Annotated in this window: 22 protein-coding genes; 15 read left to right on the forward strand and 7 right to left on the reverse strand. The window is 67.8% G+C overall.

Annotated elements, in window-relative coordinates:
• Window positions 1-54 precede the first annotated feature (54 nt).
• Genes NKH51_RS12520 through NKH51_RS12535 form a run of 4 tightly spaced genes read left to right on the forward strand, consistent with a single transcriptional unit; the run spans window position 55 to window position 5487 of the window.
• On the forward strand, window positions 55-1260 hold the full coding sequence (locus NKH51_RS12520; RefSeq protein ID WP_254762020.1) for a vWA domain-containing protein: 1206 nt from the start codon (window positions 55-57) through the stop codon (window positions 1258-1260).
• A gap of 44 nt (window positions 1261-1304) precedes the next feature.
• Window positions 1305-2573: a serine/threonine protein kinase gene (locus tag NKH51_RS12525; RefSeq protein ID WP_254762021.1), complete on the forward strand. Its 1269-nt coding sequence runs from the start codon at window positions 1305-1307 to the stop codon at window positions 2571-2573.
• Entirely contained in the window at window positions 2570-4252 is a 1683-nt protein-coding gene (locus NKH51_RS12530) for a protein phosphatase 2C domain-containing protein (RefSeq protein ID WP_254762022.1), read from the forward strand. Before NKH51_RS12525 ends, NKH51_RS12530 begins: the two co-directional genes overlap by 4 nt.
• A 17-nt stretch (window positions 4253-4269) precedes the next feature.
• Window positions 4270-5487: a serine/threonine-protein kinase gene (locus NKH51_RS12535; RefSeq protein ID WP_254762023.1), complete on the forward strand. Its 1218-nt coding sequence runs from the start codon at window positions 4270-4272 to the stop codon at window positions 5485-5487.
• Window positions 5488-5556: 69 nt separating this feature from the next.
• Here the strand turns inward: NKH51_RS12535 and NKH51_RS12540 are convergent, their stop codons facing one another.
• Both NKH51_RS12540 and NKH51_RS12545 read right to left on the reverse strand, forming a co-directional pair.
• Window positions 5557-6477: an LLM class oxidoreductase gene (locus tag NKH51_RS12540; RefSeq protein WP_254762024.1), complete on the reverse strand. Its 921-nt coding sequence runs from the start codon at window positions 6475-6477 to the stop codon at window positions 5557-5559.
• A gap of 136 nt (window positions 6478-6613) precedes the next feature.
• Window positions 6614-8584, reverse strand: coding sequence for an aconitate hydratase (locus tag NKH51_RS12545; RefSeq protein WP_254762025.1), 1971 nt, complete (start codon window positions 8582-8584; stop codon window positions 6614-6616).
• A 286-nt stretch (window positions 8585-8870) separates the two neighbouring features.
• Here NKH51_RS12545 and NKH51_RS12550 point away from each other — a divergent pair, with 286 nt between their 5' ends.
• From NKH51_RS12550 to NKH51_RS12595, 10 genes are all read left to right on the forward strand, one after another.
• On the forward strand, window positions 8871-9353 hold the full coding sequence (locus tag NKH51_RS12550; protein WP_254762026.1) for a deoxyuridine 5'-triphosphate nucleotidohydrolase: 483 nt from the start codon (window positions 8871-8873) through the stop codon (window positions 9351-9353).
• 96 nt (window positions 9354-9449) lie between these two features.
• Window positions 9450-10004 carry a metal-dependent hydrolase gene (locus NKH51_RS12555; protein ID WP_254762027.1) on the forward strand — a complete coding sequence of 185 codons (555 nt, stop codon included), beginning with the start codon at window positions 9450-9452 and terminating at the stop codon, window positions 10002-10004.
• Between the two features lie 85 nt (window positions 10005-10089).
• Entirely contained in the window at window positions 10090-10554 is a 465-nt protein-coding gene (locus NKH51_RS12560; RefSeq protein WP_254762028.1) for a copper resistance protein CopD, read from the forward strand.
• Window positions 10555-10642: 88 nt separating this feature from the next.
• Window positions 10643-11077 carry a hypothetical protein gene (locus tag NKH51_RS12565; protein ID WP_254762029.1) on the forward strand — a complete coding sequence of 145 codons (435 nt, stop codon included), beginning with the start codon at window positions 10643-10645 and terminating at the stop codon, window positions 11075-11077.
• 77 nt (window positions 11078-11154) lie between these two features.
• Complete coding sequence (locus NKH51_RS12570; protein ID WP_254762030.1) at window positions 11155-13131, forward strand: sensor histidine kinase; 1977 nt, start codon at window positions 11155-11157, stop codon at window positions 13129-13131.
• 69 nt (window positions 13132-13200) lie between these two features.
• Entirely contained in the window at window positions 13201-14100 is a 900-nt protein-coding gene (gene gnd / locus NKH51_RS12575) for a phosphogluconate dehydrogenase (NAD(+)-dependent, decarboxylating) (protein WP_254762031.1), read from the forward strand.
• Window positions 14101-14312: 212 nt separating this feature from the next.
• Window positions 14313-14570, forward strand: a complete 258-nt coding sequence (locus tag NKH51_RS12580) for a HalOD1 output domain-containing protein (protein ID WP_425606671.1) — start codon at window positions 14313-14315, stop codon at window positions 14568-14570.
• A 576-nt stretch (window positions 14571-15146) separates the two neighbouring features.
• Window positions 15147-15641: a calcium-binding protein gene (locus NKH51_RS12585; protein ID WP_254762033.1), complete on the forward strand. Its 495-nt coding sequence runs from the start codon at window positions 15147-15149 to the stop codon at window positions 15639-15641.
• 2 nt (window positions 15642-15643) lie between these two features.
• The gene (locus NKH51_RS12590; protein WP_254762034.1) at window positions 15644-15970 is read left to right on the forward strand and encodes a hypothetical protein; all 327 of its coding nucleotides are present in this window, start codon (window positions 15644-15646) and stop codon (window positions 15968-15970) included.
• A gap of 153 nt (window positions 15971-16123) precedes the next feature.
• Window positions 16124-16885, forward strand: coding sequence for a DUF2270 domain-containing protein (locus tag NKH51_RS12595; RefSeq protein WP_254762035.1), 762 nt, complete (start codon window positions 16124-16126; stop codon window positions 16883-16885).
• A gap of 88 nt (window positions 16886-16973) precedes the next feature.
• Here the strand turns inward: NKH51_RS12595 and NKH51_RS12600 are convergent, their stop codons facing one another.
• Window positions 16974-18221, reverse strand: a complete 1248-nt coding sequence (locus NKH51_RS12600) for a hypothetical protein (protein WP_254762036.1) — start codon at window positions 18219-18221, stop codon at window positions 16974-16976.
• 51 nt (window positions 18222-18272) lie between these two features.
• Complete coding sequence (locus tag NKH51_RS12605; protein WP_254762037.1) at window positions 18273-18467, reverse strand: hypothetical protein; 195 nt, start codon at window positions 18465-18467, stop codon at window positions 18273-18275.
• A gap of 132 nt (window positions 18468-18599) precedes the next feature.
• Between NKH51_RS12605 and NKH51_RS12610 the strand changes: the two genes are divergently transcribed.
• Window positions 18600-18986 (forward strand): DCC1-like thiol-disulfide oxidoreductase family protein, encoded by a 387-nt coding sequence (locus tag NKH51_RS12610; RefSeq protein WP_254762038.1) that lies wholly within the window; start codon window positions 18600-18602, stop codon window positions 18984-18986.
• Between the two features lie 88 nt (window positions 18987-19074).
• Here NKH51_RS12610 and NKH51_RS12615 read toward each other — a convergent pair whose 3' ends face one another.
• From NKH51_RS12615 to NKH51_RS12625, 3 genes are all read right to left on the reverse strand, one after another.
• Window positions 19075-20313: an MFS transporter gene (locus NKH51_RS12615; RefSeq protein ID WP_254762039.1), complete on the reverse strand. Its 1239-nt coding sequence runs from the start codon at window positions 20311-20313 to the stop codon at window positions 19075-19077.
• 166 nt (window positions 20314-20479) lie between these two features.
• Window positions 20480-22984 carry a heavy metal translocating P-type ATPase gene (locus tag NKH51_RS12620; protein ID WP_254762040.1) on the reverse strand — a complete coding sequence of 835 codons (2505 nt, stop codon included), beginning with the start codon at window positions 22982-22984 and terminating at the stop codon, window positions 20480-20482.
• Window positions 22985-23074: 90 nt separating this feature from the next.
• Window positions 23075-24202 (reverse strand): GNAT family N-acetyltransferase, encoded by a 1128-nt coding sequence (locus tag NKH51_RS12625; RefSeq protein ID WP_254762041.1) that lies wholly within the window; start codon window positions 24200-24202, stop codon window positions 23075-23077.
• Window positions 24203-24297 lie beyond the last annotated feature (95 nt).

The following is a 24297-nucleotide window of genomic DNA, read 5'->3' on the forward strand; positions in this document are numbered from 1 at the left end:
AATATTGGGGAAAAAGTTATCAGATCATCCTGAGACATACGAGCAGTTACCGCAATGACGACCGACCTCTCAGTCGAACTCAATCGGCCGTACGTACCAGCGAACGGTGGCGGAATTAGCTGCGAGCTGACGATCGAACCGGACGAGACGCAACGCGACGAGCCAGCCGAGCGACACATCGCGCTCTGTATCGACAGCAGTGGCTCGATGTCCTACAAGAAGATGGACCAGGTCCGGGACGCGACAAATCTCGTCTTCGGGCTGCTGAACGACCAGGACTATCTGAGCATCGTCACGTTCGACACCGAAGTCGACGTCATCATGGAAGCGACCCGCTGGGGCGACATCGAGCGAAGCGAGGCCGAAGCGAAGCTCGACGACATCGAAACCCGAGGCGGGACCGACATCTACGCCGGCCTCGAGGAAGCCCGGAAGTCGCTGCGCGGCTTAGACGAAGGCGAGGGGATCGCAAAGCGCATCCTGCTGCTCTCGGACGGCCGCGACATCCGCCTCGAGGAGCCGGATTTCGAGCCGCTCGCGAAGGCGACCGCCGACGGCGGCACCTCCATCTACTCCGCCGGCATCGGCTCGAACTACGACAAAGGGATCATCCGCACACTCGGCGAACACTCGCAGGGCCAGTGGGCCCACGTCGAGAACCCGACGGACATCCGGTCGTTCTTCGGGGATGTCGTCCAAGAGGCGTCGACGGTCGTCGCGAACAACCCCGAACTGGTGATCGACCTGGCGGAGGGCTGTGAAGTCGGCGACGTCTACCGCCGGCTCCCGCAGGTCCAAGAGGTCGACGTCGAGTACGCGGGCAGCCGCGCGGTCATCGGACTCCCGGACCTGCTCGACCGCGAGAAACAGCAACTCGTCCTGACGATGGACGCTCCGGCGGGCGAACTCGAGACGACGGCGGCGATCGCGGACGTGGAACTGCAGGCCGGTTCGTCCTCTGCGACGACCGACATCTCGGTGAGTTACACCGACGACGAGTCGAAGCTGGCGACCCAAAACGAGGACGTTACCCTCACTTACCACGAGACCGACCTCCGGACGCGCATCGCCCACGCCGAAGAGGACGACCTCGACGATGTCAAGGACCTGATCGACGAGACCGAAGTCATCACCGGCGAGACGGAGATCACGGACGCGCTCCGGGAGAACGTGACCCGGATCGAGGAGGGTGACGAGGAAGAGGTCCGCGAGATTCAAGAAGACACCACGGTCGTCTACGACGCCGGTCGGTTCGACTGAGTGTAGACGACCGCGACGGACGATTCGAATACATTACAATGAGCATGTCAGAGCCAACAGTCGGGGACGAACTCGCCGGCCGGTACGAGATCCGCGAACAGCTCGGGCGAGGCGGGTTCGGCGTCGTCTGGGGCGCCGACGACGCCGAAACGGGTCGCCCGGTCGCACTGAAACACCCCAACTACAACGGCAACGCGCCGGACGACCTCGTCGACAAGTACTTCGAGCGAGAGACGGACGTGCTGGAGGACATCCGCGAGGCGGGCGGGCACCCGAACATCATGGGATACCACGGGACCGAACGCGGGTTCGGGATGCCGGTGCTCGTCGTCGAGTCGATCGACGGCGAGGAACTGGGTACCGTCGTCCGAAACGACGATCCGATCACCGACGACGAGAAGGTCCGCGAGATCGGCATCGGGATCTGCGACGCGCTATCCTTCCTCCACGATCACGACCTCATCTACCGCGACCTAAAGCCCGACAACGTCATGATCACCGGCTCCGGAACGCCGAAGATCATCGACTTTACCACTGCCAAGGGCTTCGTCCCCGAACGAGGCGGCGCCGAGTTCACGACGGGCGAGGCCGCGAGTTCCGCGGCCGGAGAATCGAACGCCGACTCGACCGTGCCAGGTGAGTTCAAACCGCCGGAGCTGAATCAAGGCTCGGAACAGCGCCAGGGCCCCTGGAGCGACGTTTACTCGATCGGGAAGATCCTCTGCTTTCTCAAGGTCGGCTGGGTGCCCGACGCCGACGGCGTCGCGCCTTCGGACTTCGGTATCGAGACGGCACCGTACATGGACGAGATCATCGAGCGCTCGACCCGCCACGACACCGTCGACCGCTATCCCAACGCGTCCGTGCTCAAGCGGTCCCTCGAGGAGCGCGACGCGACGATGCCGACGCAGGCGTCGGTCCGCTGGCTCGGCCGCGACGAGCGATGGACGATCAGCCCGGGCGACACCATCGGCCGAAAGACGGCGGACGGACCGCGGCCCTCGATCATGCTCGCGGACGACCGCCACAAGGCGCTGTCCGCCGTCCACTGTCGGTTCGACACCGACGAGGCCGGCAACTGGCGCGTGATCGACACCAGCCTCAACGGCACCTACATCAGCAAACACGACGAGCGGGAGTGGAACCTCCTGCTCTCGGAAACCGGACAGGAACGTCAGCGACGCCGCGGCGAGTCGGTCCCCGACGACCTCGAGGCCGCGAGCGCCCTCGAGCCGGGCGACACTATCGCCCTGGTCAGTCCCTCGTATCCGGAACGGTTCTACTTCCAGTTCGACCACCAACCCGCGGAATGACCATGGAATACGCGAGCACCATCGACATCGGCGCGCGAAAGCAACGACGCGACGGAATCAACGAAGACGCGATCGCGACGGCGGTCTTCGAGAACCACCACCGGCAGACGGATCGGCCGGTCGGGATCTTCGTTCTCGGCGACGGCGTCGGTGGCGAGGCCTGCGGCGACGTAGCTGCCTTCCTGGCGACGACCGTGGTCAGAAAGCGACTCACGGACGAACTCCTCGGCCCCGGCACCGATCTCCCGGAGGCGTTCGAGATCGACTCCTACGAGCCGACGCCGCCGACGGTCGACACCGCCGACGGATCGGCCGGCTCCATCTCCGAGGAGCGGATTCGGGCCGCGATTCAGGACGGGATCGACGCCGCACAGCAACACGTCCAGGAGTTCGCCCGCACCATCGGCGGCCGCCCGGCGACGACGCTCGTCGTCGGCGTCTACGTCGACGGGATACTCCACTACGGCTGGGTCGGCGACAGCCGGATTTACGTCATCAACGAGCGCCACGAGGAGACGCGACAACTCACGCGAGACCACGCCGTCACGAACGACCTGCTCGAGCGCGGCGAGATCGACGACGAGGTGTACGCCCGCATCCACCCCGACGCGACGGCGATCACGAACGCCGTCGGCGGCTCGGCACACGGCCAGCCGAGCGTCGACGTCGAGTTCGGCACTGCGGAGATCTACCGCGACGACATCGTCCTGTTCACCAGCGACGGGCTGATCGACGCGTTCCCGGACAACCGCTCCCTTCGGCAGGCTTACCAGCAGGCGTCCGACGTGGACGCCGTCCGCGAGGAGATCCGCGAGTCGCTCGTCACCGAAGACGAGATCCGGGAGATCGTCCTCGAGGCCGAAGACCTCCACGACGCCGTCGAACGGCTCGTCTCCTTTGCCAACGAGCGCGGCGGCAAGGACAACCTCTCGATCACGCTCGCGCGGGATCCGGGGACGACGCCCTCGCCGGACACGCCGCCGTTCAGAGGCGAGATCGACTCCCGCGAGCTGACCGACCGCGAGACGGTCATCGAGCCGGCCGGGAGCGACGATGGCACAGACGCGACTGCGGAGCCGGACTCGGCTAACACAGAACGCGAGTCGGACGGGACGGTGGACTCGGACTCCGACGGGTCGAGCGCCGCGCCGAGGGAGGGCGGCACCGCGAAAGTGGTCTCGGCCGGCGAGGGCGAGCCGCCATCGGCGGCGGTCACGATTGCAGGCGACGAGACCATCTTCGAGGTCGTCGACGGCGTCACCATCGGCCGGACGACGGACGACCGCGAGCACACTCCCAACATCGGCCTCGTCGTCGACGAGGACGATCCCGTCGAGTCGAACCACGCCCGTCTCGAGTTCGACGACGGCGACTGGCACGTTCGCGACATCAGCGCCGTCGGCACGTTCGTCGAGGAGACCGACGGGCAGTGGGCGGTGCTCCTCTCGAGCGAAGGGGCGGCGCTGCACCGAGAGCACGGGTTCGATCCGACCGCCGCCGCGGAGGGCGAGCTGTCGGAGACGTCGCGACTGCGGGACGGGACGGCGTTCACGCTCGAGGACCCCCGGAAGGAGAACCCGATCACGTTCCGCTTCTTCTCGTCGGTCGACCACGCCCGGAACCGGACGCGCTGGAGCGATTCGACCGGCGGACGACCCTTCAGCGGGTTCCGGACGTAACCGCCGAGCCCGACGTAATGTCAGGTGAACTCCGTCCCGGATCCGTCGTCGACGATCGGTTTCGACTCGAGGAGCGCCTCGGCGCCGGCGGGCTCGGAACGGTCTGGCGGGCGATCGACCGCGAACGAGAGCAGCCGATCGCACTCAAGTGTGAGACCGACGGCGCTCACGATCGAGAACAGATCCGAGCACACTTTCGGGGGGAACTGCAGTGGTTCCGCCGGTTCGAAGGCGGGCCGGTTCCGGGCTCGCTCGTCCACTTTCTCGACGGATCGGTCGGCGGTGAGACGGCGTACATCGCCACGGAGCTGATCGACGGCGGCTCGGTCGCCGAACGCTTCGACCGCGGAGACACGGAGCCGTCGCTCGAGGCCGTCCGCGCGATCGGCGGCCCCGTCTGCAGGGCGCTCGCGTTCCTCCACCGCAACGGCGTCGCCCACCTCGATCTGAAGCCGAGTAACGTGCTCGTTCGTCGCTCCGGGCAGCCGGCCGTGATCGATCTGAACGCCGCGGTGTCGACCGAGACGGAGCCGGACGTGCGCTTCGGGGAGGACCCGTTCAAGGCGCCCGAACTGACGCGGACGAACGGCCGCGCGTCGCCGATCGGACCGCGGTCCGACGTGTACGCGCTCGGCGTGCTGATCGCGTTTCTGTTGACCGGAACGGCCGCGGCGGAGACGCCCACGTCGACGGCGCGGACGGGTGCCGCGTTGCGATCGGCCGGCGCGGACCCGCCGTCCGCCATCGTCGACGCGATCCGGCGGGCGACCGCACCGGACCCTCGCGATCGGTTCGACGACGCGGCCGAACTGTCCGACGCCCTCGTTCCCGGTCTCGAGGTGCCGGCGCGGTCTGCCCGCCTCGTCCACGAGCCGTCCGGACGGACGGTTCGCGTTCGCCCCGGAGACACCTTCGGTCGCTGGGCCGCGGACAGCCGGATTCCGACGGTCGTGCTCCCCGACGACGAGCGGTTCCTCGATCCGGAACACGCCGTCCTCGAACACGACGGCGTCGCCTGGCACCTGCGAGATCGGAGCCTCAACGGCACCGCCGTCCGCCGGGACGCCGGCTGGGAGTTCCTGCTCTCTCGAGACGGTCGCAAGCAGCGCCAGAGCGCCGACGCGCCGCTTCCCCGGCCCGATCCGCCGACATCGACCCGGCTCTCCGACGGCGATCGAATCGCTCCCGTCAGTCCCGACTACGGCTGTCGGATAACGTTTCGAACCGAGGCGTAACGGCGCGACTCGAGCCGTCGGTGGCGGGACCGGTATCCGCGTCGAGGGCGGCTGGAAACGGTCGTATCGCTACGGTCCGTCGATGAGCTCGTCGGCGAACGTCGACAGCGCCTGCTTGGGCTCGTCGCTCTGGAGGCCAACGATGACGTGGTCGACGCCGAGTGCCTCGAGATCGCGGAAATACTCCCGAAACCACTCGAGGCCGGCGCGATAGCCGAGATGGAGCGGCTCGGGCTCGTCCTCGGGGTCGTCGGCCAGTTCGACGCGGACGGCCATCGCGTAGGGTTTCTCGCCCGCGTCCGCGCGCCAGTCAGCGACGTAGTCCTCGAGCGTGCGCTCGGGCAGGTGATAGAACAGCCAGCCGTCGCCGTGTTCGGCGATCCACTCGCGGGACTGGCGGGCGTGGCCCGTCGGGAGGAGGGGAATCGTCTCGGCCGTCGGCTTCGGAACTACGTCGAGGTCACCCTCGAGCGAGCCCCAGCGCCCCTCGAGTTCGGGGAAGTCCTCGCACCAGACCGTCCGCATGGCCTCGACGCTCTCGCGAAAGAGCGCGCCGCGCTCGTCGTGCTCGACATCGAAGGCGGGATACTCGGGGTCGCGGTCACCGGAGGCGACGCCGAGGACGAGCCGCCCGTCCGAGAGTCGGTCGACGGTCGCGGCGGATTTCGCGACGTGCAGCGGGTGGCGGAGCGTGAGGACGACGCTCGCGGTGCCGAGCGCGACCTCGTCGGTGTGGGCCGCGACGTGGGAGAGCCACGGCCAGGTGTCGAACGTCTGGCCGGCGTCGCCGAACTTCGGCCAGTAGGTCGGCACGTCCCGCGTCCAGAGGCCGTCGAAGCCGACCGATTCGGCGTGCGCTGCGAGTCGGAGCTCGTCCTCGATCGACGGCGTCGATCGGTTGGCCCCCGTCAGCGGAAAACCGGTGCCGAACGTCATCCCGTCGCCCGAAAACAACCGCCGATATCCGGCGTTCTCGTGTCCGTCGGCCATTCAGTAGTGCTATCGGGCGCTGGGCCATGACGGTGACGATACGAGTTGCCGCCGGCATCGGCCGCCGTCGCTCGTCGGCGAGTAAAAAACGGAAAATCGAAGCGAGAGTCGGCAGCCGGGTCGTCGCTCGAGTTGATCAGTCGTCGGCGGGTGCGCCAGAGCTGCCGCCTTCGGCCTGCTCTTTGGTCCAGGAGAGCTTGCCGCCGGCCGCGAGGATGGCGCGTTCGCGCTCGGAGGCGTCGAGCGTCGCGGTGTACTCATCGCCGTTGACGCGGACGGTGAACTCCTCCTGTCCGCTCGTGACGGCGTCGTAGACGTCGTCGACGATCTCGATCTCGTCGCCCTGGTCGATGTTCTCGTAGGTGTCCTCGTCGATCGTCAGCGGGACGATCCCGAAGTTGAAGAGGTTCGCGCGGTGGATCCGGGCGAAGCTCTGTGCGAGGACGCCCTCGATGCCGAGGTACATCGGACAGAGGGCGGCGTGCTCGCGCGAGGAGCCCTGACCGTAGTTCTCGCCGGCGACGAGGAAGCCGCCGTCGGCCTCGAGCGCGCGGTCAGCGAAGGTCTCGTCGACACGCGAGAGGGTGAACTCGGAGAGTTTGGGGACGTTCGACCGGTACATCAGGATGTCCTGCGTTGCAGGGATGATGTGGTCGGTCGTGATGTTGTCCTCCATCTTCAGGAGCGCCTCGCCCGCGATGTCGGAGTCGAGCTGGTCTTTCAGCGGCACGTCGCCGATGTTGGGGCCCTTGATGAGCTCGTCGTCGACGGCCTCGTCGGGGCTGATGAGGTCCGTCTTGGAGCCGTCGTACTCGTCGGGGAGTTCGACGCCGGGGGCCTCGAGGTCGCCGAGTTCGTCGGCGAGGTTCCGGGGGTCGACGATTTCGCCCTTGAGCGACGCGGCGGCGGCGACCTCCGGCGAGCAGAGGTAGACGTTGTCGTCTTCGATACCCGAGCGGCCCTCGAAGTTGCGGTTGAACGTCCGCAGCGAGACGGAGTCCGAGGAGGGGACGTGACCGATGCCGATACAGGCACCACACGTCGCCTCGGAGAAGTTAACGCCGGCGGCCATCATCTCAGCGACCCAGCCCTCGCGGGCGAGCATCTCGGAGGCCTGCTTGGAGCCGGGCGCGACGATGGTGTCGGTTTCCATCGAGGTCTCGCGACCCTCGAGCATCTTGGCGACGGGGAGGATGTCCTCGTAGCCGCCGTTGGTACAGGAGCCGACGATGACCTGCTCGACGGACTCGCCTTCGACTTCGCTGACGGGAACGACCTTGTCGGGCATCGAGGGCTGAGCGATCAGCGGCTCGAGGTCCGAGAGGTCGACGACGATCTCGTCGTCGTAGTCGGCGTCGTCGTCGGGCTGGAGCTCGACGTATTCGTCGCCGCGGCCGACGCGCTGGAGGTAGTCCTCGGTCTGCTCGTCGGTCGGGAAGATCGACGTCGTCGCGCCGAGTTCCGTACCCATGTTGGTGATCGTCATCCGCTCGGGCGCGGTCAGCGTCTCGACACCGGGGCCGGTGTACTCGAGGATCTTGCCGACGCCGCCCTTGACGGAGAGCCGTCGCAGAAGCTCGAGGATGACGTCTTTCGCGGTGGCCCACTCGGGGAGCTCGCCCTCGAGGCGGACGTTGACGACTTCGGGCATCTCGATGTAGTACGGTGCGCCGCCCATGGCGACGGTGACGTCGATCCCGCCGGCGCCGATGGCGAGTTCGCCGAGGCCGCCGGGCGTGGGCGTGTGGCTGTCCGAACCGAGCAGCGTCTTGCCGGGAGCCGCGAAGTTCTCGCGGTGGACGTTGTGGCAGATGCCGTTACCGGGGCGAGAGAAGTGAGCGCCGTATTTGCCGGCCGCAGAACGGAGGAAACGGTGGTCGTCGGTGTTTTTAAAGTCGAACTGATAGGTCTGGTGATCACAGTACTGTGCAGCGATCTCGGTCTGCACTTCGTCCAGCCCCATCGCTTCGAACTGGAGCCAGACCATCGTACCGGTCGTGTCCTGAGTGAGCACCTGATCGATCTCGATCCCGATCTCCTCGCCGGTCTCGAGTTCGCCCTCGACGAGGTGGTCGTCGAGAATCTTCTCGGTGAGAGTCTGTCCCATAGCACACAGAAGTCGGCTGTCCGCCCTGATAAATCCAGCGTGTTTCTATGAGGCTGGACCGGCGTACTGCCCATCGTAACGGAACGTTTCGAGAAAATATTGCCAGTCTGACGACCGTTCGTCAACCGGGCCGGGATCGCGCTTCGTGATCCGTGAGTACCGGGACCGAGTCCCGGTCCGTGCCCAGTCGGTCGGATCCATCGAGCCGGGGCGTGTCGAATGGTAGCGTCCCGTCGAGCCGCCGCGAACGGATACGTTTTTCTCGTCCCCGCGGCCTTGCCACCACATGTTCCGTTCCGGTGTGTTCGTCGCCGACCACGTTTCGCCGACGACCGACGCGCAGATCCAGCCGAACGGAGTGGATCTCACCGCCGACGTCGTCTTCGAGCAGCTCGAGCCGGGCCGCATCGGCCGGGACGGCAAGGAGATCGGCGAGCGGATCGCTCGCCCCCTCGAGGAACTCGAGCAGGCCGACCCCGATACGTACTACCTACCGAAAGGGGCCTACGTCGTCCGGTACGGCGAGCGGATCGCGATCCCGGAGGGCCACGTCGGCTTCGTCTACCCGCGGTCGTCGCTCATGCGCAACTCCTGTATGCTCAACACGGCGGTCTGGGACGCCGGCTACGAGGGACGCGGCGAGGGACTGCTACAGGTCCACCACGACATCGAACTCGAGCGCGGTGCCCGGATCGCGCAACTGGTCTTCGCCGAGGCCGGCCACGAGGAGGTCTACGACGGCAGCTATCAGGGCGAGAACCTCGACTGACCGCCTCGACTGACCGACGGATCCCCGGAGCGTGCCCCAGACCGCCGGTTCGCGTACCGTTTTGCACCTCCCCGCCGTAGGCTCGAGCGAGTAGCGATGATGGCGACCACCCACGTGTTCACCGGGCTGGCGGTCGTCGCCCCGGTCGCGTACCTCGTCCCCGAGTTCGCAGTCGCGCTCGCGGTCGGCGCGATCGTCGGCGGGCTCGCACCCGATTTCGACCTCGTCTTGGCCCATCGGCGGACGCTGCACTTTCCGGTCGCCGGTCTCGCGGTGGCCGTTCCGGCGGTCGCGGTGGCCGCGGTCGCCCCCTCGAGCCCGACGCTCGCGCTGGCCGCCGTCGCGGTCACGGCCTGGCTCCACGCCGCCAGCGACGCCCTCGGCGGCGGACTGGAGATGGACCCGTGGAACGATCGTACGGAGCGGGCAGTCTACGACCACGTTCGTCGTCGGTGGATCCGACCGCGCCGGTGGATTCGCTACGACGGCGCGCCCGAGGACGCCGCCGTCGCGGTAGCGCTGGCGGTGCCGACACTGGTCGTCTTCGACGGCTGGCTCACGTCCGTGATCGCCGGCGGAGTCGCTATCTCGCTGGTCTACGCGCTGCTCCGACGACGGCTGGTCGCGTGGACGCCCGACTGGCTCGAGTGACTCCGTCTCGGAACGGTCGCCGATGGCGACTCTCAAGCGAGCCGAAGTCGGAACGCTGATACGCCCGCTCGCCGAGCGACCCCGTATGATCGACGAGGTCGTCGCCAGAACGACACACCTCCTGTTTGCCGCTCTCTGGGCCGGCAGCGTCTGCTTCGTCGCCGCCGTCGTCCTGCCGCTGGCCCGCGATGGGGCGTTCAACACGACTCGACCGCTCGAAGTCATCTCAGGCAAGCTCACGGCGATTTCTCGCGTGAGTTCGCTCGTCCTCTTTCTCTCCGGGGGCCACATGGCCGGCACCGGCTACACCGCGGAGGGGCTCTTCGGGTCGATCAACGGCCGCCTGGTGCTCGCGATGGTCGCGCTCTGGCTCGTCCTGACCGCACTCGTCGAAATCGGCACGAAGCGACTCGAGGCGGGGCTCACCGGCAAGAAGATCCGCGAACCGGCCCGCGAGGCGCTGCCGGTGTTTCGCGGGGCCGCACTCGCCGCGATCGGCTTGCTCGTGGTGGCGGGCCTGATCTCGGCCAACGTCGGCGGGTTGTTCTGAGACGCCGATCGCGGTTTTCGTTCCGAACGTATTAGAAATGAACATTCTTGCGAAAGATACTTAGTCGGTTACTGTAAGGTAGTGGCTAATGATCAGGGGTAAAGACATGGCAATCACACTGCTCGCAGTGGGAACGGCTGCCGTGGCTGGCTACGTCCTGCATACGGAGCAGTCGGAGACCTACACGTCGCGATCGAAGGCGGATCTCGGCGCACGTCTCATCCGATCGGAGGACGTCCCGGCCGACGCGGTCGTCGTCGATGCCTCCGCACAGCGTCTCGGCGAGATTCCGGGCGCGCGGCGGGCGCTCGATCGGGCGGTTCGAAACGGCGCACGAAACGAATGGGAGCACATCACGATCGAGCGAGACGGCGCCTGGTCCGTCGTCGACCGCATTCGAGAGTCACTCCCCTACTACGACGGTGACGACAACGCGTACAACGGCGTCTACGTCCGATACAACGACCGGATCGTCGTCCTCGACGCGATCGGCTGGGCGCGACTCGAAGATCCGATCCAGTGATCGGCCGCGATCACGTCGCTGGGCCGACCAATCCGCCATAACATTCATTTCTGCCGACTGCCTCCGTAGGCCCGACAGTGACTCGAGCCGGACAGTCCGTCGTCGTCGTCGGCGACGAGCCGACGTCGGCCCACGAACTCGGCGGCGCGTTCGATGTCGTGGCGATCCAAGACCGAGGGGCGGTCCTCGAGCGCATCGAAACGGCCGCCGTCGACTGCGTCGTCGTCGACGGGAGCGACGCCGATCGCGTCGAGACGGTGGCCGCGATCCGGAAGGGGGCTCCCGCGGTGCCGATCATCTACGCGACGGCGACGCCCGACGGTGCCGCCGCGGCGGCAGCGACGCGCGCGGGCGCGACCGAGTACTTCACAGCGACGGCCGACGAGACCCTCGCGGATCGCATCGCGGCCGTCTCTGCCGACCGGGCGCGAACGGCCACACAGACCACCGCGACCGAGATCGTGTGCGGCGACTCTGCAGAGCGCGACGCGGCCGCCGATACCGAGACATTAGTCGCCGAGCGACCGGCCGCGCTCACGGACGCGACCGGTCGGCACCGCCGCGCGGACGTCGTCACCGAGTTACTCGAGACGACGCAGGCCCTGTTCTCCTGTGAGTCACAGACGGATGTCGCGAGCGTCGTCGTCGAGGCTGCAGAGCGCGTCCTCGGGTTCGACATCGTTGGGGTCCGCCTCTACGATCCCGAGGCAGAAGCGCTGATACTGACGGCCGCCTCCGACACCGTCGACGACCACTTTGAGGAGCGAAAGCGCGTCGGCATCTACGAGAGCAAGATGAGCGAAGCGTTCCGACGGACCGAGCCGATCGTCTTCGAGAACATCGAGACCGAGTCGCCGTACGACTACGGATCGATCCGCGGCGCGATGACCATCCCGCTGGGCGACCACGGGCTCCTCAACGTCGGCTCGCCGAAAAGCGGGGCGTTCGACGACCACCACGTCCAGCTCGCACAGCTACTGACGGCGAGCGCCGCCGCCGCGCTCGAGCGGGCCGACCGCCGCGAGGACCTCCTGCGACACGAACAGGTCCTCGAGACCGTCGAGGGGATGGTGTACGCGACCGACGAGGACGCCCGGTTCTCGCTGGTGACGGATCCCTTCGCCGAGCGGCTGGGCTACGACCGCGAGGAACTGCTCGGCGAGCCCGCCTCGATGGTCTTCGACGAGTCGAAATACGACCGCGCGGTCGAACACGTCAAGCGGCTCCTCTCGGACCCCGAAGCGAATACCGGCCCGTTCGAGACCGCCTATATCACCGCCGACGGCGAGCAGTTCCCGGTCGAAATCGAGTGTTCGCTCCTCCCGGGCGACGACGAGGGCGGAACCGAGGAGTTCCGAGGGACCGTCAACGTCGTCAGGGATATCACCCAGCGAAAGGAGCGCGAGCAGTACCTTCAGGTGTTGAACCGCGTCCTCCGGCACAACCTGCGCAACGACCTCACCGTCGTCATCGGCTACGCCGAACTCCTCTGTGAACACCTCGAGGACCGCGACCTCGCGGCCGCCGCGAGCACGCTCCGCCAGACCGCGACCGACCTCGCCGCCACCAGCGAGAAGACGCGAGCGATCCAGTACGCCCTCGAGCGCGACGGCGAGCGCCAACCGGTCGACATCGCCGCGATCGTCGACGAGACCGTCGCGAACTGCGACATCGCCGACGGGACCGTCACCGTCTCGGCGGCGGGCCCCCACCGAGCCCTGGCCGACCCCGGAGTCGAACTCGTCGTCGACAACCTGCTCGAGAACGCGATCCGACACGCGACACCGGAGCCGGCCGTCGAGATTTCGGTCACACGCGACGACGGGCAGATTCGGCTCGCGGTCGCCGACGACGGCCCCGGCATCCCGCCGGCCGAGATCGACGTGGTCACCGGCGAGAGCGACATCACGCAGCTCACTCACAGCAGCGGGCTCGGCCTCTGGCTCGTCCGCTGGATGGTCGACAGCTACGGCGGCACCATCTCGTTCTCCAAGTCAGCCGCCGGCGGCAGCCGCGTCGAGGTCACCCTCGAGGCCGCGCCGTCGTCGCCCTGATCGACCGATCGCGGTCGCGACCGCCGCCGAACCGCAACCACTACCACACCGGCCGGCCGACGCCTACCCATGCAACTGGGCCTGATCGGACTCGGGCGGATGGGACAGATCGTCGTCGAGCGCACCCTCGCGGCGGGCCACGATATCGTCGCCTTCGATCTGGACGAGGAAGCCGTCGCGACGGCGGCCGACGCCGGTGCCGAGCCGGCGGACTCGATCGAAGACCTCGTCGATCGACTCGAGGGCGACAAGCGCATCTGGCTGATGGTCCCCGCCGGCGAGGCGGTCGATGTCACGCTCGAGGAACTCGAATCCCACCTCGACGGCGACGATGTCGTCGTCGACGGCGGCAACTCCTACTTCGAGGACTCCGTGCGCCGCGCCGAATCTTGTCCCGCGGCCTACCTCGACTGTGGCACCTCCGGCGGCCCCGCCGGTGCCGAACTCGGCTTTTCGCTGATGGTCGGCGGCCCGCAGTGGGCCTACGACGAACTCGCGCCGATCTTCGACGCCGTCGCGACCGGCCCCGACGGTCACGAGCGGATGGGGGCCGCGGGATCGGGACACTACGTCAAGATGATCCACAACGGCGTCGAGTACGCCCTGATGCAGGCCTACGGCGAGGGCTTCGAGTTGCTCCACGAGGGCCGGTACGACCTGGACCTCGAGAACGTGGCCTCGGTCTGGAACAACGGCGCGGTCATCCGCTCGTGGCTGCTCGAGCTCTGCGAGGAGGCATTCCGCGAGGAGGGCAGCGATCTGGGGACCGTCGCCGATCGCATCGAGGGCGGCTCGACCGGCACCTGGACCGTCCAGGAGGGGCTCGAACAGGAGGTCCCGCTCCCGCTGATCTACACGGCGCTGGCCGAGCGGTTCGGCTCGCGGGCCGACGACGGCCGGTTCTCGCGGCGACTCGCGAACCGGCTCCGGTACGGCTTCGGCCGCCACGAGGTCCCGCGCCGCGAGTGAGAGGCGACCGAACATCGTAACACGTATCTACGCCTTCGGAATAGTCGGCGGCTGTCGAAACGTCTCTTCCGCGTAGTTCGGCGTGCTGAATCGTTCTTTTCTCCGATATCGGGCGGCCGAAATATTGGAATATCTTCTTTACTCCAGGTCTCCCAGCCGGAGTTATGAATCCGTTCGAGTCCACATCGGTCCCAGCAGACGGATCGGTCAGCATGACTGTCATCGACCTCGTCGCCACCGCTACCGACACCGATCCGATCTCGCTCGAGCCGCTGTACGGTTCGATCGACCCCGACCTCCTCGACTCGCTTCCGGATTCGGACGGCTTTACGCGCCTCGAGTTCGCCTATTACGGCTACACTGTGACGGTCGAGGATGCGGCCGACGGCGTCACGGTCGCCCTCGAGAGCAAGGGGGTTTCGACCGACGACTCGAACACCAATCTCCTCGACACCGGTTCGTCGACGTAGCTACTCGAACACAGCCGGCGAGCGATCCGGGGAAGGAACCAGTCAGTTTTCGTCGGCGCTGCTATCGCTCGAGTGCGCGTCGCCCGGCGGACGGAGTTCTCGCTTCCGGGCCGAGATTCGGGAGAGAACGGCCCCTCCGTGCCCGCCCAACCCGAACGAGAGACGCGGTTGGCAGCCAGTAATCGATGGGGAATCCGTGACGACATCGGTCTCGCAGTTGGTGGCCACGACGCATAGAAGTGGCCGACGGCCGAGGGGTAGTCGATCAATGACGCGACGGATGTAACATTTGACTGCTCGTCGCTGAGCGGACCCAGTTACGACACAACACGTAATTGGCATCGGACCGAGAGCTATCGGATTAAATCTGAGAGTGGGTAACACAGCACTCACGGGAGCCGCGTGTTCGTTCGAAAATAGACCCGAATCGATCGACAACCACGCACTACATCGTATTATCGGCCGGCGTCTGATCGCCGTCCAGCAGAACGGTCAGCCCCCCTTATATCGATCGCTGGCGTAGACTATTGTGCCTCTGGAGCGGGGACACCGGAGGGGAGACGAAGTGAGGGGAGTATGAGTGATGAAACTACGGTGGGCGACACGAGGCGGTCGTTCATGGCGAGAAGCACCCTCGCGACGGCCGCGCTGACGCTCGGGACGGGCGCGTTCGGCACTGCCGCGGTCGGCGCTCAACAGGAACAAGTAGCGGTCTTCGCGGACAGCTATCACCCAGGGGCGACCTTCGAGGTCGTCGCACCGCTTCAACAGGGGACGACGGTCGACATCCTGCAGGTCGACGACGAACCGGTCGCGGAGATCTCCCAACCCGACGAGTGGACCGGGCACCTCATCCGATACGACATCGGCCAGGGAGCAGGGATCACGACGTTCCTGTTCGTTCGCGGACAGGGGCTGAACGCCGGTGACAGCGGAACGATCGGACCGGCGGCATCGGTGCTCAGTTCCGATCTGAACCTCCTCGAGACGACACTGGGCGAGGGTACCGGACCGAGGGGCGAGCAGGCAACCGAGGGGCCCGAGACACGCACCGAGAACGAAGGTGGATGACGATGGCACAAGAACGGGTGGCGCGCGTCCTGCTCTTCACCTACGATTATGAAGCCGGCGCAACGTTCGACGTCATCTCGCAACTCGAGGCAGGGACGACGGTGGCACTGCTCCGGACCACCGACGGAGAGACCGTGCCGGAGATTCCACAGCCGGACGAGTACACCGGCTACGTCGTCCGGAACCGGAGCGACAACGGTCCGTTAGAGCCCACGACCGTTCTGTTCGTCCGCGATCGGACGTTCAGCGCCGACGACAGTGAAACACTCAGCGAAGACGCGTCGATGTTCAGTTCCCGACTGAACCTCTTCGAGACATCGCTCGAGTAACGGCTCTAGGGGTGCGTTTCGGCGGGCTCGAGATCAGCGGTGCGAGCGTCGAACAGCGACGTGGCCCGCCTGCGAGGCGGTCCCGTCGTGGGCCCCAAGTAGTATTGTGCATTCATAGGATTATTATACACGACCATCCTAGAGGGGGTACCGATGAGCGAGAGCGGGAGCAACGACCCCGAGACATCTGCCAAAGACCGCCGGGACGCCGACACACCCGATCGGGAAGACACGGAGGTCGACGCGACCGACGAAGCCCACCGGGAGGTCGGCCGCGGCCTCCTCGACGAGGAGATGGGGCCGAGCGGAGCGATGGCCCACCTCTACCGCGGCGAGATCCACCGCATGCGCTTCTGGCGCGAGCGCCTCGACCGGACGACCAACTGGGCCGTTATCGTGCTGGCGGCCCTCCTCACCTGGGCGTTCTCGAGCGAGTCGAACCCCCACTACGTGCTACTGGCGGGGGCGGCGGTCCTCGGCGTCTTCCTGGTCATCGAAGCGCGGCGGTATCGAGGGTACGACATCTGGCGATCGCGGATGCGGGCGTTACAGAAGAACGTCTTCGCGTACGGGCTCGATCCCTCACAGGGGCTGGCAGACGAGAACTGGCGAGCCAAGTTAAGCAAGGACTACCGACAGCCCCGGCTCGAGATCTCGCGGACGGAGGCCCTCGCCCACCGGCTCCGGCGCGTCTACCTACCGTTGATGAGCGTCCTGCTCGGGGCGTGGCTCGTTCGCGTGACGGCCTTCGCGGACGCCCAATGGCCGACCAGTGCGGCGATCGGTCAAATTCCGGGCAGCATCGTCACGGCGATCGTCGTGCTGGGGTACGGAGGGCTGCTCCTCGTCGCGCTCAACCGGAAGACGTGGCACGCCGAGACCGAGCTCATGACCGAGGACCTCCGCGAGAAGTAGCGCGCGATAGCCGACGTATCGGGCCACCCGAAAGCGGCTTGGGTCGCTCTCGCGTGATCGCGGTATCACCGAGACTGCACGGGCGAAATTAAACCGGTTCGCGGAGCGCCCAGACATCCTCGAGTGGCTCGAGGCGGTGCGGTTCCGCTCCGCGCTCGGTCAGGATGCCGGCGTGGTACAGCATCGCTTTCAGCTGGAAGACGGTCGGGGAGTGATACACCGAGCCGTCCGCGAGTTCCGATCGCCGAAGGTCGCCGTCGCCGGTCAGAACGCGGCCGCGAACGCCGTCGTCGCCCCGAACGAATAGCTCGACGGTGAACGAGGGGTGGAGTTCGTGCAGGTACTCGACGAGGTCCACGAGCGACGGTTCGGCGATGCCGTCGTCGTGCATGGTCTGAAGTTCCGAGACCAGCAACTCGGTCGCCGGATAGGCGAAGATCACCCGGCGAGCGAGTTGTCCCCACGCTGGCGCGAGGTCGACGAACCGTTTGCGCGACCGGTACCAGCCCCCGAACTCCTCGAGCGCCCGCTCTACGGTCCCGGAGCGGTTCAGCGCGAACCTGACGACCTCGCGCCCGAGCCCCGTCAGTTCGACACCGCGCGGTCCGTCCTCGATCAGTCCCAGAAACGCAGCGCCCTGGCGAGCGTCGGCGACCGCACTCACAACGTCGTACTCCGACAGCAGCGCCGCCGTCTCCCCGTCCGCGTAGTGGGCCAGCGGATAGCCGAGGTAGTTCTTCGGGTGGTTCAGTCCGAACGATTCCCCCGCGACGCCCTGCGCGCTGGCCTGAAACCGCAGCGCCGTCGCCTCGGTGGTCGTCCGGGTACCGACGACGCGGGGTACCTCGAGCGGTTCGACCGTTCCCGCGGAATCGACGCCGAGGACGCCGACGTTCAGCTCGCGCGCGAGCGTCCGATCGGTCTCGGAGATCGACGCCGCCGGCGCGGCGAGGTAGGCCGCGTTGGCCTCGTGGAGCCGGTCGTAGGCCTGGACGATCCCGCGTTGCGTGTCGACGCCGCCGCCGGCGTACCCCTTCGCTTCGATCGCGATCAGCGGCGGCTCGTCGCCGAGGCGTTCGACGGCCAGCAGCTCGGACTCGAGGGTCCGCACGCCCACGAGATCCGGATAGCCGCCGCCGATCCGGACGTGGTTGAACGGGGCCAGCCGCTCTCGAATCGCGGGATCGACCGGTTCGCCGGGCCGCCATTCGGCTTGGGAAAACTGCGTGTCGACCACCGCGTAGGTCGCCGACTCCTCCGAGTCCGTCGGAAAGAGCCGCCGCTTGGTGTGGGCCAGCACCTGCGGTTCCGAAAGCGACCGACCCGCGCTGCTCATGCTCGAGGATCGAACAGTAGTCTCAATAACCTTCTGGCGACGACCGGTCGATCACTCCTCGCCGACGGCGAACGCGCCCGGCTCGAGTTCGCTCGCGATCCCGGCAAAAACGCCGGCCCTCCCGAGCAGCGCGAGCGCGATCCCCGCCAGCCACGGGCCCGAGCCGAAATCGACGAGCGCCGCGAGCCAGAGCCCGCCGACCAGCACCACGCCGCCGGCGACCATCAGTCGGACGAACCGCTCCATACCGCTCGGTTAGCCGTCCCGTCCCAAGTATCCCGGCGCTCGAGCGATCCCACGCTGCGCGCACCGTAGCCCCGCTCGAGGACGATCATTACGGAGAACAAGCGTTTGTGTCTCGAGCCCGTGCAGACGGCTATGACCGCGCCGACGCTCGTCTACGACGACGACTGCGGCTTCTGTACGTGGTGGGCGGAGTACTTCGATAGGCGGACCGACATCCGCATCGTCGGCTTTGCCGACCTCACGGACGACCTCCGCGAGCGGCTGCCGGCCGACTACGAGGACTGCGCGCACCTGGTGACCGACGACGGGGTCTACTCCTGTGGCGCATCGATCGAGCAGGCGTTCGTCCGCGCCGACCTCGCCGCGCCTGCCGACGAGGTCGTCGCGTTCCTCCGCCAGTTCGACGACTACCAGCGCCTCCGCGAGCGGTCCTACCGATGGGTCGCGAACCGCCGCGACACGTGGGGAAAGTTCGTCTCGCGGACGCCGCCGGCTCGCAGACAGTCGGACGACAGCTGAGCAGGTGCTCATCGAAGCCGCGGCTGTCGAGTCCGTAGCTCCTCGAGCGAGACCGACCGGACGTACGTCCCGACGCGCTCGCGCTCCGTCAGGAATCGCCGTACCGATACCGCAACACGCCACCGGCGACGGCGACGACGAGCCCCCCGGAGGCCAACACGAGGAGTCCGGGGACGTACGACCCTGTGAGATCGCGCAACGTCCCCACGAGCACCGGACCGAGGAAGCCGCCGATCTCGCCGACGGCGAAGATGAAGCCGACGGCCGTGCCGGTCAGCCGCGCGCCGATCCCCTCGAGGTCCGGCGGGATCGCCCGCACGAGCGGGGAGAGGCCGCCGAATCCGAATCCGGTGACGAGGATGCTCCCGAGCAAGAGGAGGCCGACACCGCTCGCGACCACGCCGGAGATGCCGAGGGCGGCGACGAGCCCGCAACCCATCAGCGCCGTGCGACGAGCGCCGAACCGATCCGCCACTACCGGGATGGTCAGCACGCCGACGACGTTGGCGGCCACGAGCAGACTCGTGGTCCGACCGGCTCGGTCCGCCGAAAAGCCGCGGGCCTCGAGCAGCGTCGGGAGCCACCCCTGCATTCCGTGGGCGATCAGCAGGTACATCGTCCCGACGACGACCACGAGCTGCAGCTCACGGTGGGTGAGGACGAGTTTCAGATCCCGGCGGATCGCGGCGAGCGTGAGCGACGAGTCCGCCGCGTCGGCGTCGTTGGCCGCGCGGTTTCGGGCGTCGATCCCCAACCGCTGTGCGACGACGAACCACAGCAGGCCGTAGCCGACCGCGACGACCCCGCTCCAGAAGAACAGGTCGCGCCAGCCCCCCAGTAGCGGCCCCAGGATCGGGCGACCGACGGCGAAGGCGCTCGCCGTCCCCGCCGACGCGCCGACGAGGTAGATCGAGGAGGGAAAACCGGTTTCGTCGGGCGGAAAGAGCACCGAGACGAGCTTCGGTAATCCGAACGTGATGGCCGTCGCGCCGACGCCGATGAGCAGCGTCGCACCGAGCAGCGACGGAAAGCCGACGGCGAAGCTGCGGCCGACCTGCGCGACGCCGTAGACCAGCACGCCGGCCGCGAGGCTCCGCCCCGGCCCGACTCGGTCGACGACCATCCCCGTAAACAGCGCGATCGGGATGTACGTCAGCGGGACCGCCCCCGCGACGACGCCCGCTTGTGTTCCGGAGAGCGCGAGATCGTCGATGATCGTCGAGAGGTACGCTGGTAGCGAGAACCAGATAAACATCAGGCACGTGTAGCCGAGCGTCCCGACGACGACGGCGGCGTACGCGCGACGACGATCCATCCGTTCGGTCATCCGTCCGTGCGTGGACGGCCCCGGCCCGAGTATCTTGCCGTAGCGGTAGCCTGGCCCGACGACGGCGGTGAGGACGGACTCGTTTCTATCCGGACGATGTCCGTCGACCCATGACGCCCGCCGAACGGGCGTTCGTAGAGCGCGCTCGAGGGAGAAAACGCACCGGTCAGTCGTCGACGAGTGGCCGTTCGGCGTTGCCGACGATGAGCAGCGCCCCCGTGACGACGGCGGCGGCCGTCACCAGCGGGTTGACGACGCCGAGGACGGCGGCGGGGACGGCGATCGCGTTGTAGACGAACGCGAGCCCGACGTTCTGTCGGAGGCGGTCGCGGGCCGTCGTCGCCAGCGCGAACGCGCGCTCGACCGCGGCCAAGTCGTCGTCCGCGATCGCGATATCGGCCGCGTCGGCGGCGAGGGCGGTGCCGCTGCCAAGCGAGATGCCCAGATCGGCCGCGGCGAGCGCGGGCGCGTCGTTCGTCCCGTCGCCGACCATCGCGACACGGTTCTCGGCTCGCATCCGCCTGACGGCCGCCGTCTTCGCGTCCGGCGAGACGCCCGCGAAGACGTGATCGACGCCCGGATGCGCCGCGAAGCTTTCGGCGGCCGCCCCCTCGTCGCCGGTCAGTACGACGACGTCGACGCCGTCCGCATCGAGCGCCGCGACCGTCTCGTCCCACCCCTCGCGGGGATCGTCGCCGACGATGACGAGCCCCGCCGCCTCGCCGTCGCGGCCGACGACGACCGGGAGCCGGCCGGCCTCGCGGGCGCGCTCGAGTCGCGTCTCGAGGTCCGCACCGAGCGCCCAGTCGCGCTCCCGAAAGAGATCGGGGTGGCCGACCAGCACCCGCTTCCCGTCGACGGTTCCCTCGACGCCGGTCGCGTGGGTGTGGAAGTCCTCGACCGCCAAATCGGCGGACGCGGTGGAGCCGCCGTCCGCTCGCGCGTTCTCGCTTCCGTCACCGCTCCCGTCGAAGGCCTCGGCGATCGCCGCCGCGGCCGGGTGGGCCGCGCGCTGCTCTAAGGCGGCCGCCGCCTCGAGTACGTCGGCGGGGGCGTCGGCCTCTCGGACGGCCATCTCGCCCGTGGTGAGCGTTCCGGTCTTGTCGAAGACGACGACATCGACCGCGCGCAGGCGCTCGAAGATCGTCTCGTCGAAGACGACGATCCCGCGCTCGAGGGCGGCCTGGAGGCTCGCGGCGACGGTGTACGGCGTCGCGAAGCCCAGCGCCCACGGGCTGGCGACCATGATCGTCATGCAGGCGGCCAGCGCGGTCGCCACCGGACTCGCACCGAGGAGAAACGAGCCCGCGCCGACGACGACCGCAGCGGCGAGGACGATCGGGACGATAATCGCGGCGTACTCGTTAGCCCGGCGCGTGACGCCGTGGTCGGCGCTCTGGACGTTCCAGACGACCTGCGTGAGCCGCTCGATGCTGCTGGTCGTCCGCTCGCCGACGTCGACGACCGCCGCGTCGGTGGTGACGACCGAACCGCCGATCACCGCGTCGCCCGCGCGTTTCGTGACCGGCAGCGACTCGCCCGTGACGACGGCCTCGTCGACCGCACACTCGCCCTCGGCGAGCGTCCCGTCGACGGGGATGCGCTCGCCCTCGCGGACGAGCACCCGATCGCTCGACTCGAGGTCGGCGACCGGAATCTCCGTCGTCGAGCCGTCCGACGCGTACAGCCGGGCCGTGTCGACCTGCGAGACGGTGAGGTCAGTCAGCCGGTCAGCCGCGCGGCGCTTGATCGTCGACTCGTAGTAGATCGCGCCCATCACGAGCGCGGCGACGACGATCGTGAGGTCGAAGTAGACATCGGTCCCCCCAAGGACGGAGACGATCGCGGCGTAGACGTACGCGCTACAGATCGTCAGCGCCGCGAGCAGGTCCGTCGTCGGCCGCCGCAGCTTCAGGCTGACGTACGCGCCCCGGAGCAGCGGGCCGCCGGTCAGGTAGACGATCGCGCCCGTCAGCACGATGAACAGGGGGAGATACAGCGAGCCGCTGAAGCCGGTGAACGCGCCCTCGAAGTGTTCGATCGCGCCCCAGTCGGTGAACGCGGTGAGATACATCGGGTAGAACACCGCCACGAACGGCAACAGGAGGAACGAGCCGAAGACGACCCCCACCACGTACCGCATCTCGAGCATGTCGTCCGCCCGGCGCTTTCGCAGCCCGGACATCTCGCGGGAGCGACGCGTGCCGCCGCTCTCCTCGTCGGCCGTCGCCTCCTCCCGTAGATAGGCCGTGTAGCCGACCGTGCTCAGCGCGTCCTCGAGCTCGGCCGGCGAGATTCGCTCCGGATCGTGATCGACCCGGACCGTCTCCGTGACGTAGCTCGCCTCGGCGTCGGCCACGCCCTCGCGGCCCTCGGCGACTTTCTCGAGGAACGCCTCGCAGGTCGCCGAGTGCATGCCGTCGATCCGGAGGAACGTGCTGGTCGTCGCGTCCGCGTCCCCCTGTCCGTTGGTTCGGTCGTCGGGACCGCCGATATCGGCCGGCGTACCAGCGTCGCTATCGCCGTCGCTCGTCCCGTACTCGGCGGCGACATCGCGACAGCCGGTCGAACAGAAACCGTCCGACTCGAGCCCGTCGTCGGCCGCCGACAGCGCCGTCCCACACAGCCGGCAGCGCTCGTGCCGGTCGCTCTCTGCGCGTCGATCGCTCACGGTCGTCGCTCCGGGTTCGACGGCAATAACAGTGACCGATCCGGTCGCTCGCCGAGCACGGCGTCGACCCGATGGGTCCGACCCGGTCCGTCACGTCGTGTCCAGATCGAGCCGCGAGAACGACCACGCGTCGATCGAACTCGACTCGAGACCGATCCCGTCACCGAGATCGCGCGCGAGGAGCGTCCGCGCGGTCGGCTGGAGCAGCGCCGACAGCGGCAAGCGCGTGTCCGGATAGAAGCGAAATCGCAGGGGCGCCGGCAGCGTCTCGCCGAACGCCTCGACGTAGCCGCGGTCCGCGTGGTCGTCGAGCGCCGCCGCGAGCAGGCGTTCTATCGCCGCCCCCGCCTCGAGCGTCCGCGGGAGCGTCTCGACGACGCGGGTGTACGCGTCGGTGCTCGAGGTGACGAGCGCGGCGACGGGCTCGTCGTCCCGCCGGGCAACGTAAGCCGCGTACGTCCGCGCAGGGTTGGCGAACCGCCAGCGGTAGAACGCGGCGGTGCGGTTCGTGTGGATCGCGTCGGGGATCGAACGCCGGTAGACCGTCTCGAGGATCTCGGGCGGCGGCGTCTCGTGGCGTTCGATCTCGAGGTCGCCGTCGGCGCCGACGAGCAGCCGGTCGCCGGCCCGGTGGGAGGTCGCGATCGCACCCTCGAGAGCGTCCGCGAGCGCGGCGATCCGCCGGCCGTCGGCCGCTCGCGGGTCGGTAGCGGGCGACGACGGGCCGGCGTCGGTTCGATCCTCGAGGACGCTGACGGGGTTTTGCGGGCGGTAGTAGGCCGGTACCGTTCCGATCTCTTTCCAGCCGTGTGCGAGGTTGCCGGGTTTCGAGTGCTCGTTGGGGAAGTTGAAGAAAAACGACGGCTGGCCGGTGCGATAGCGCTCGATGGCGTGCTCGTTCATCCGGCCGAACAGGCCCTGACCGCGATGGTCGGCGTGGATCATCGTATCACAGGGCTGGAACGCGGTCCGAACGACGCCGCTGAGCCGCATCTCCTGGGCGAAAAACGACCGGAAGCCGACCGGCTCGCCGCCGACGGTCGCGGCGACGATCGGGACGTGATCAACGTAGGGGTTCTCGCGGAACTTCCAGCGAAACCAGTCGGCGCTTCTCTCGTGACCGAACACGGTCTCGTACAGCGACAAGAACGCCGCTCTATCGGCGGGTGCGAACGCGCGGACGGTCTGTCGCGTCGCCGCTCGTGGTGACGTGCTCATAGTCGAGGCCGTTTCACGCCCGGCTGCGAGGCGAACTCGAGCGACCCGCAGCGTGGCTGTGACGCGTGGGCCTTCGCCCGAGATGGGAATACCAG

This window comes from Natrinema marinum (genome assembly GCF_024296685.1).
In the GTDB taxonomy this organism is placed as follows: Archaea; Halobacteriota; Halobacteria; order Halobacteriales; family Natrialbaceae; genus Natrinema; species Natrinema marinum.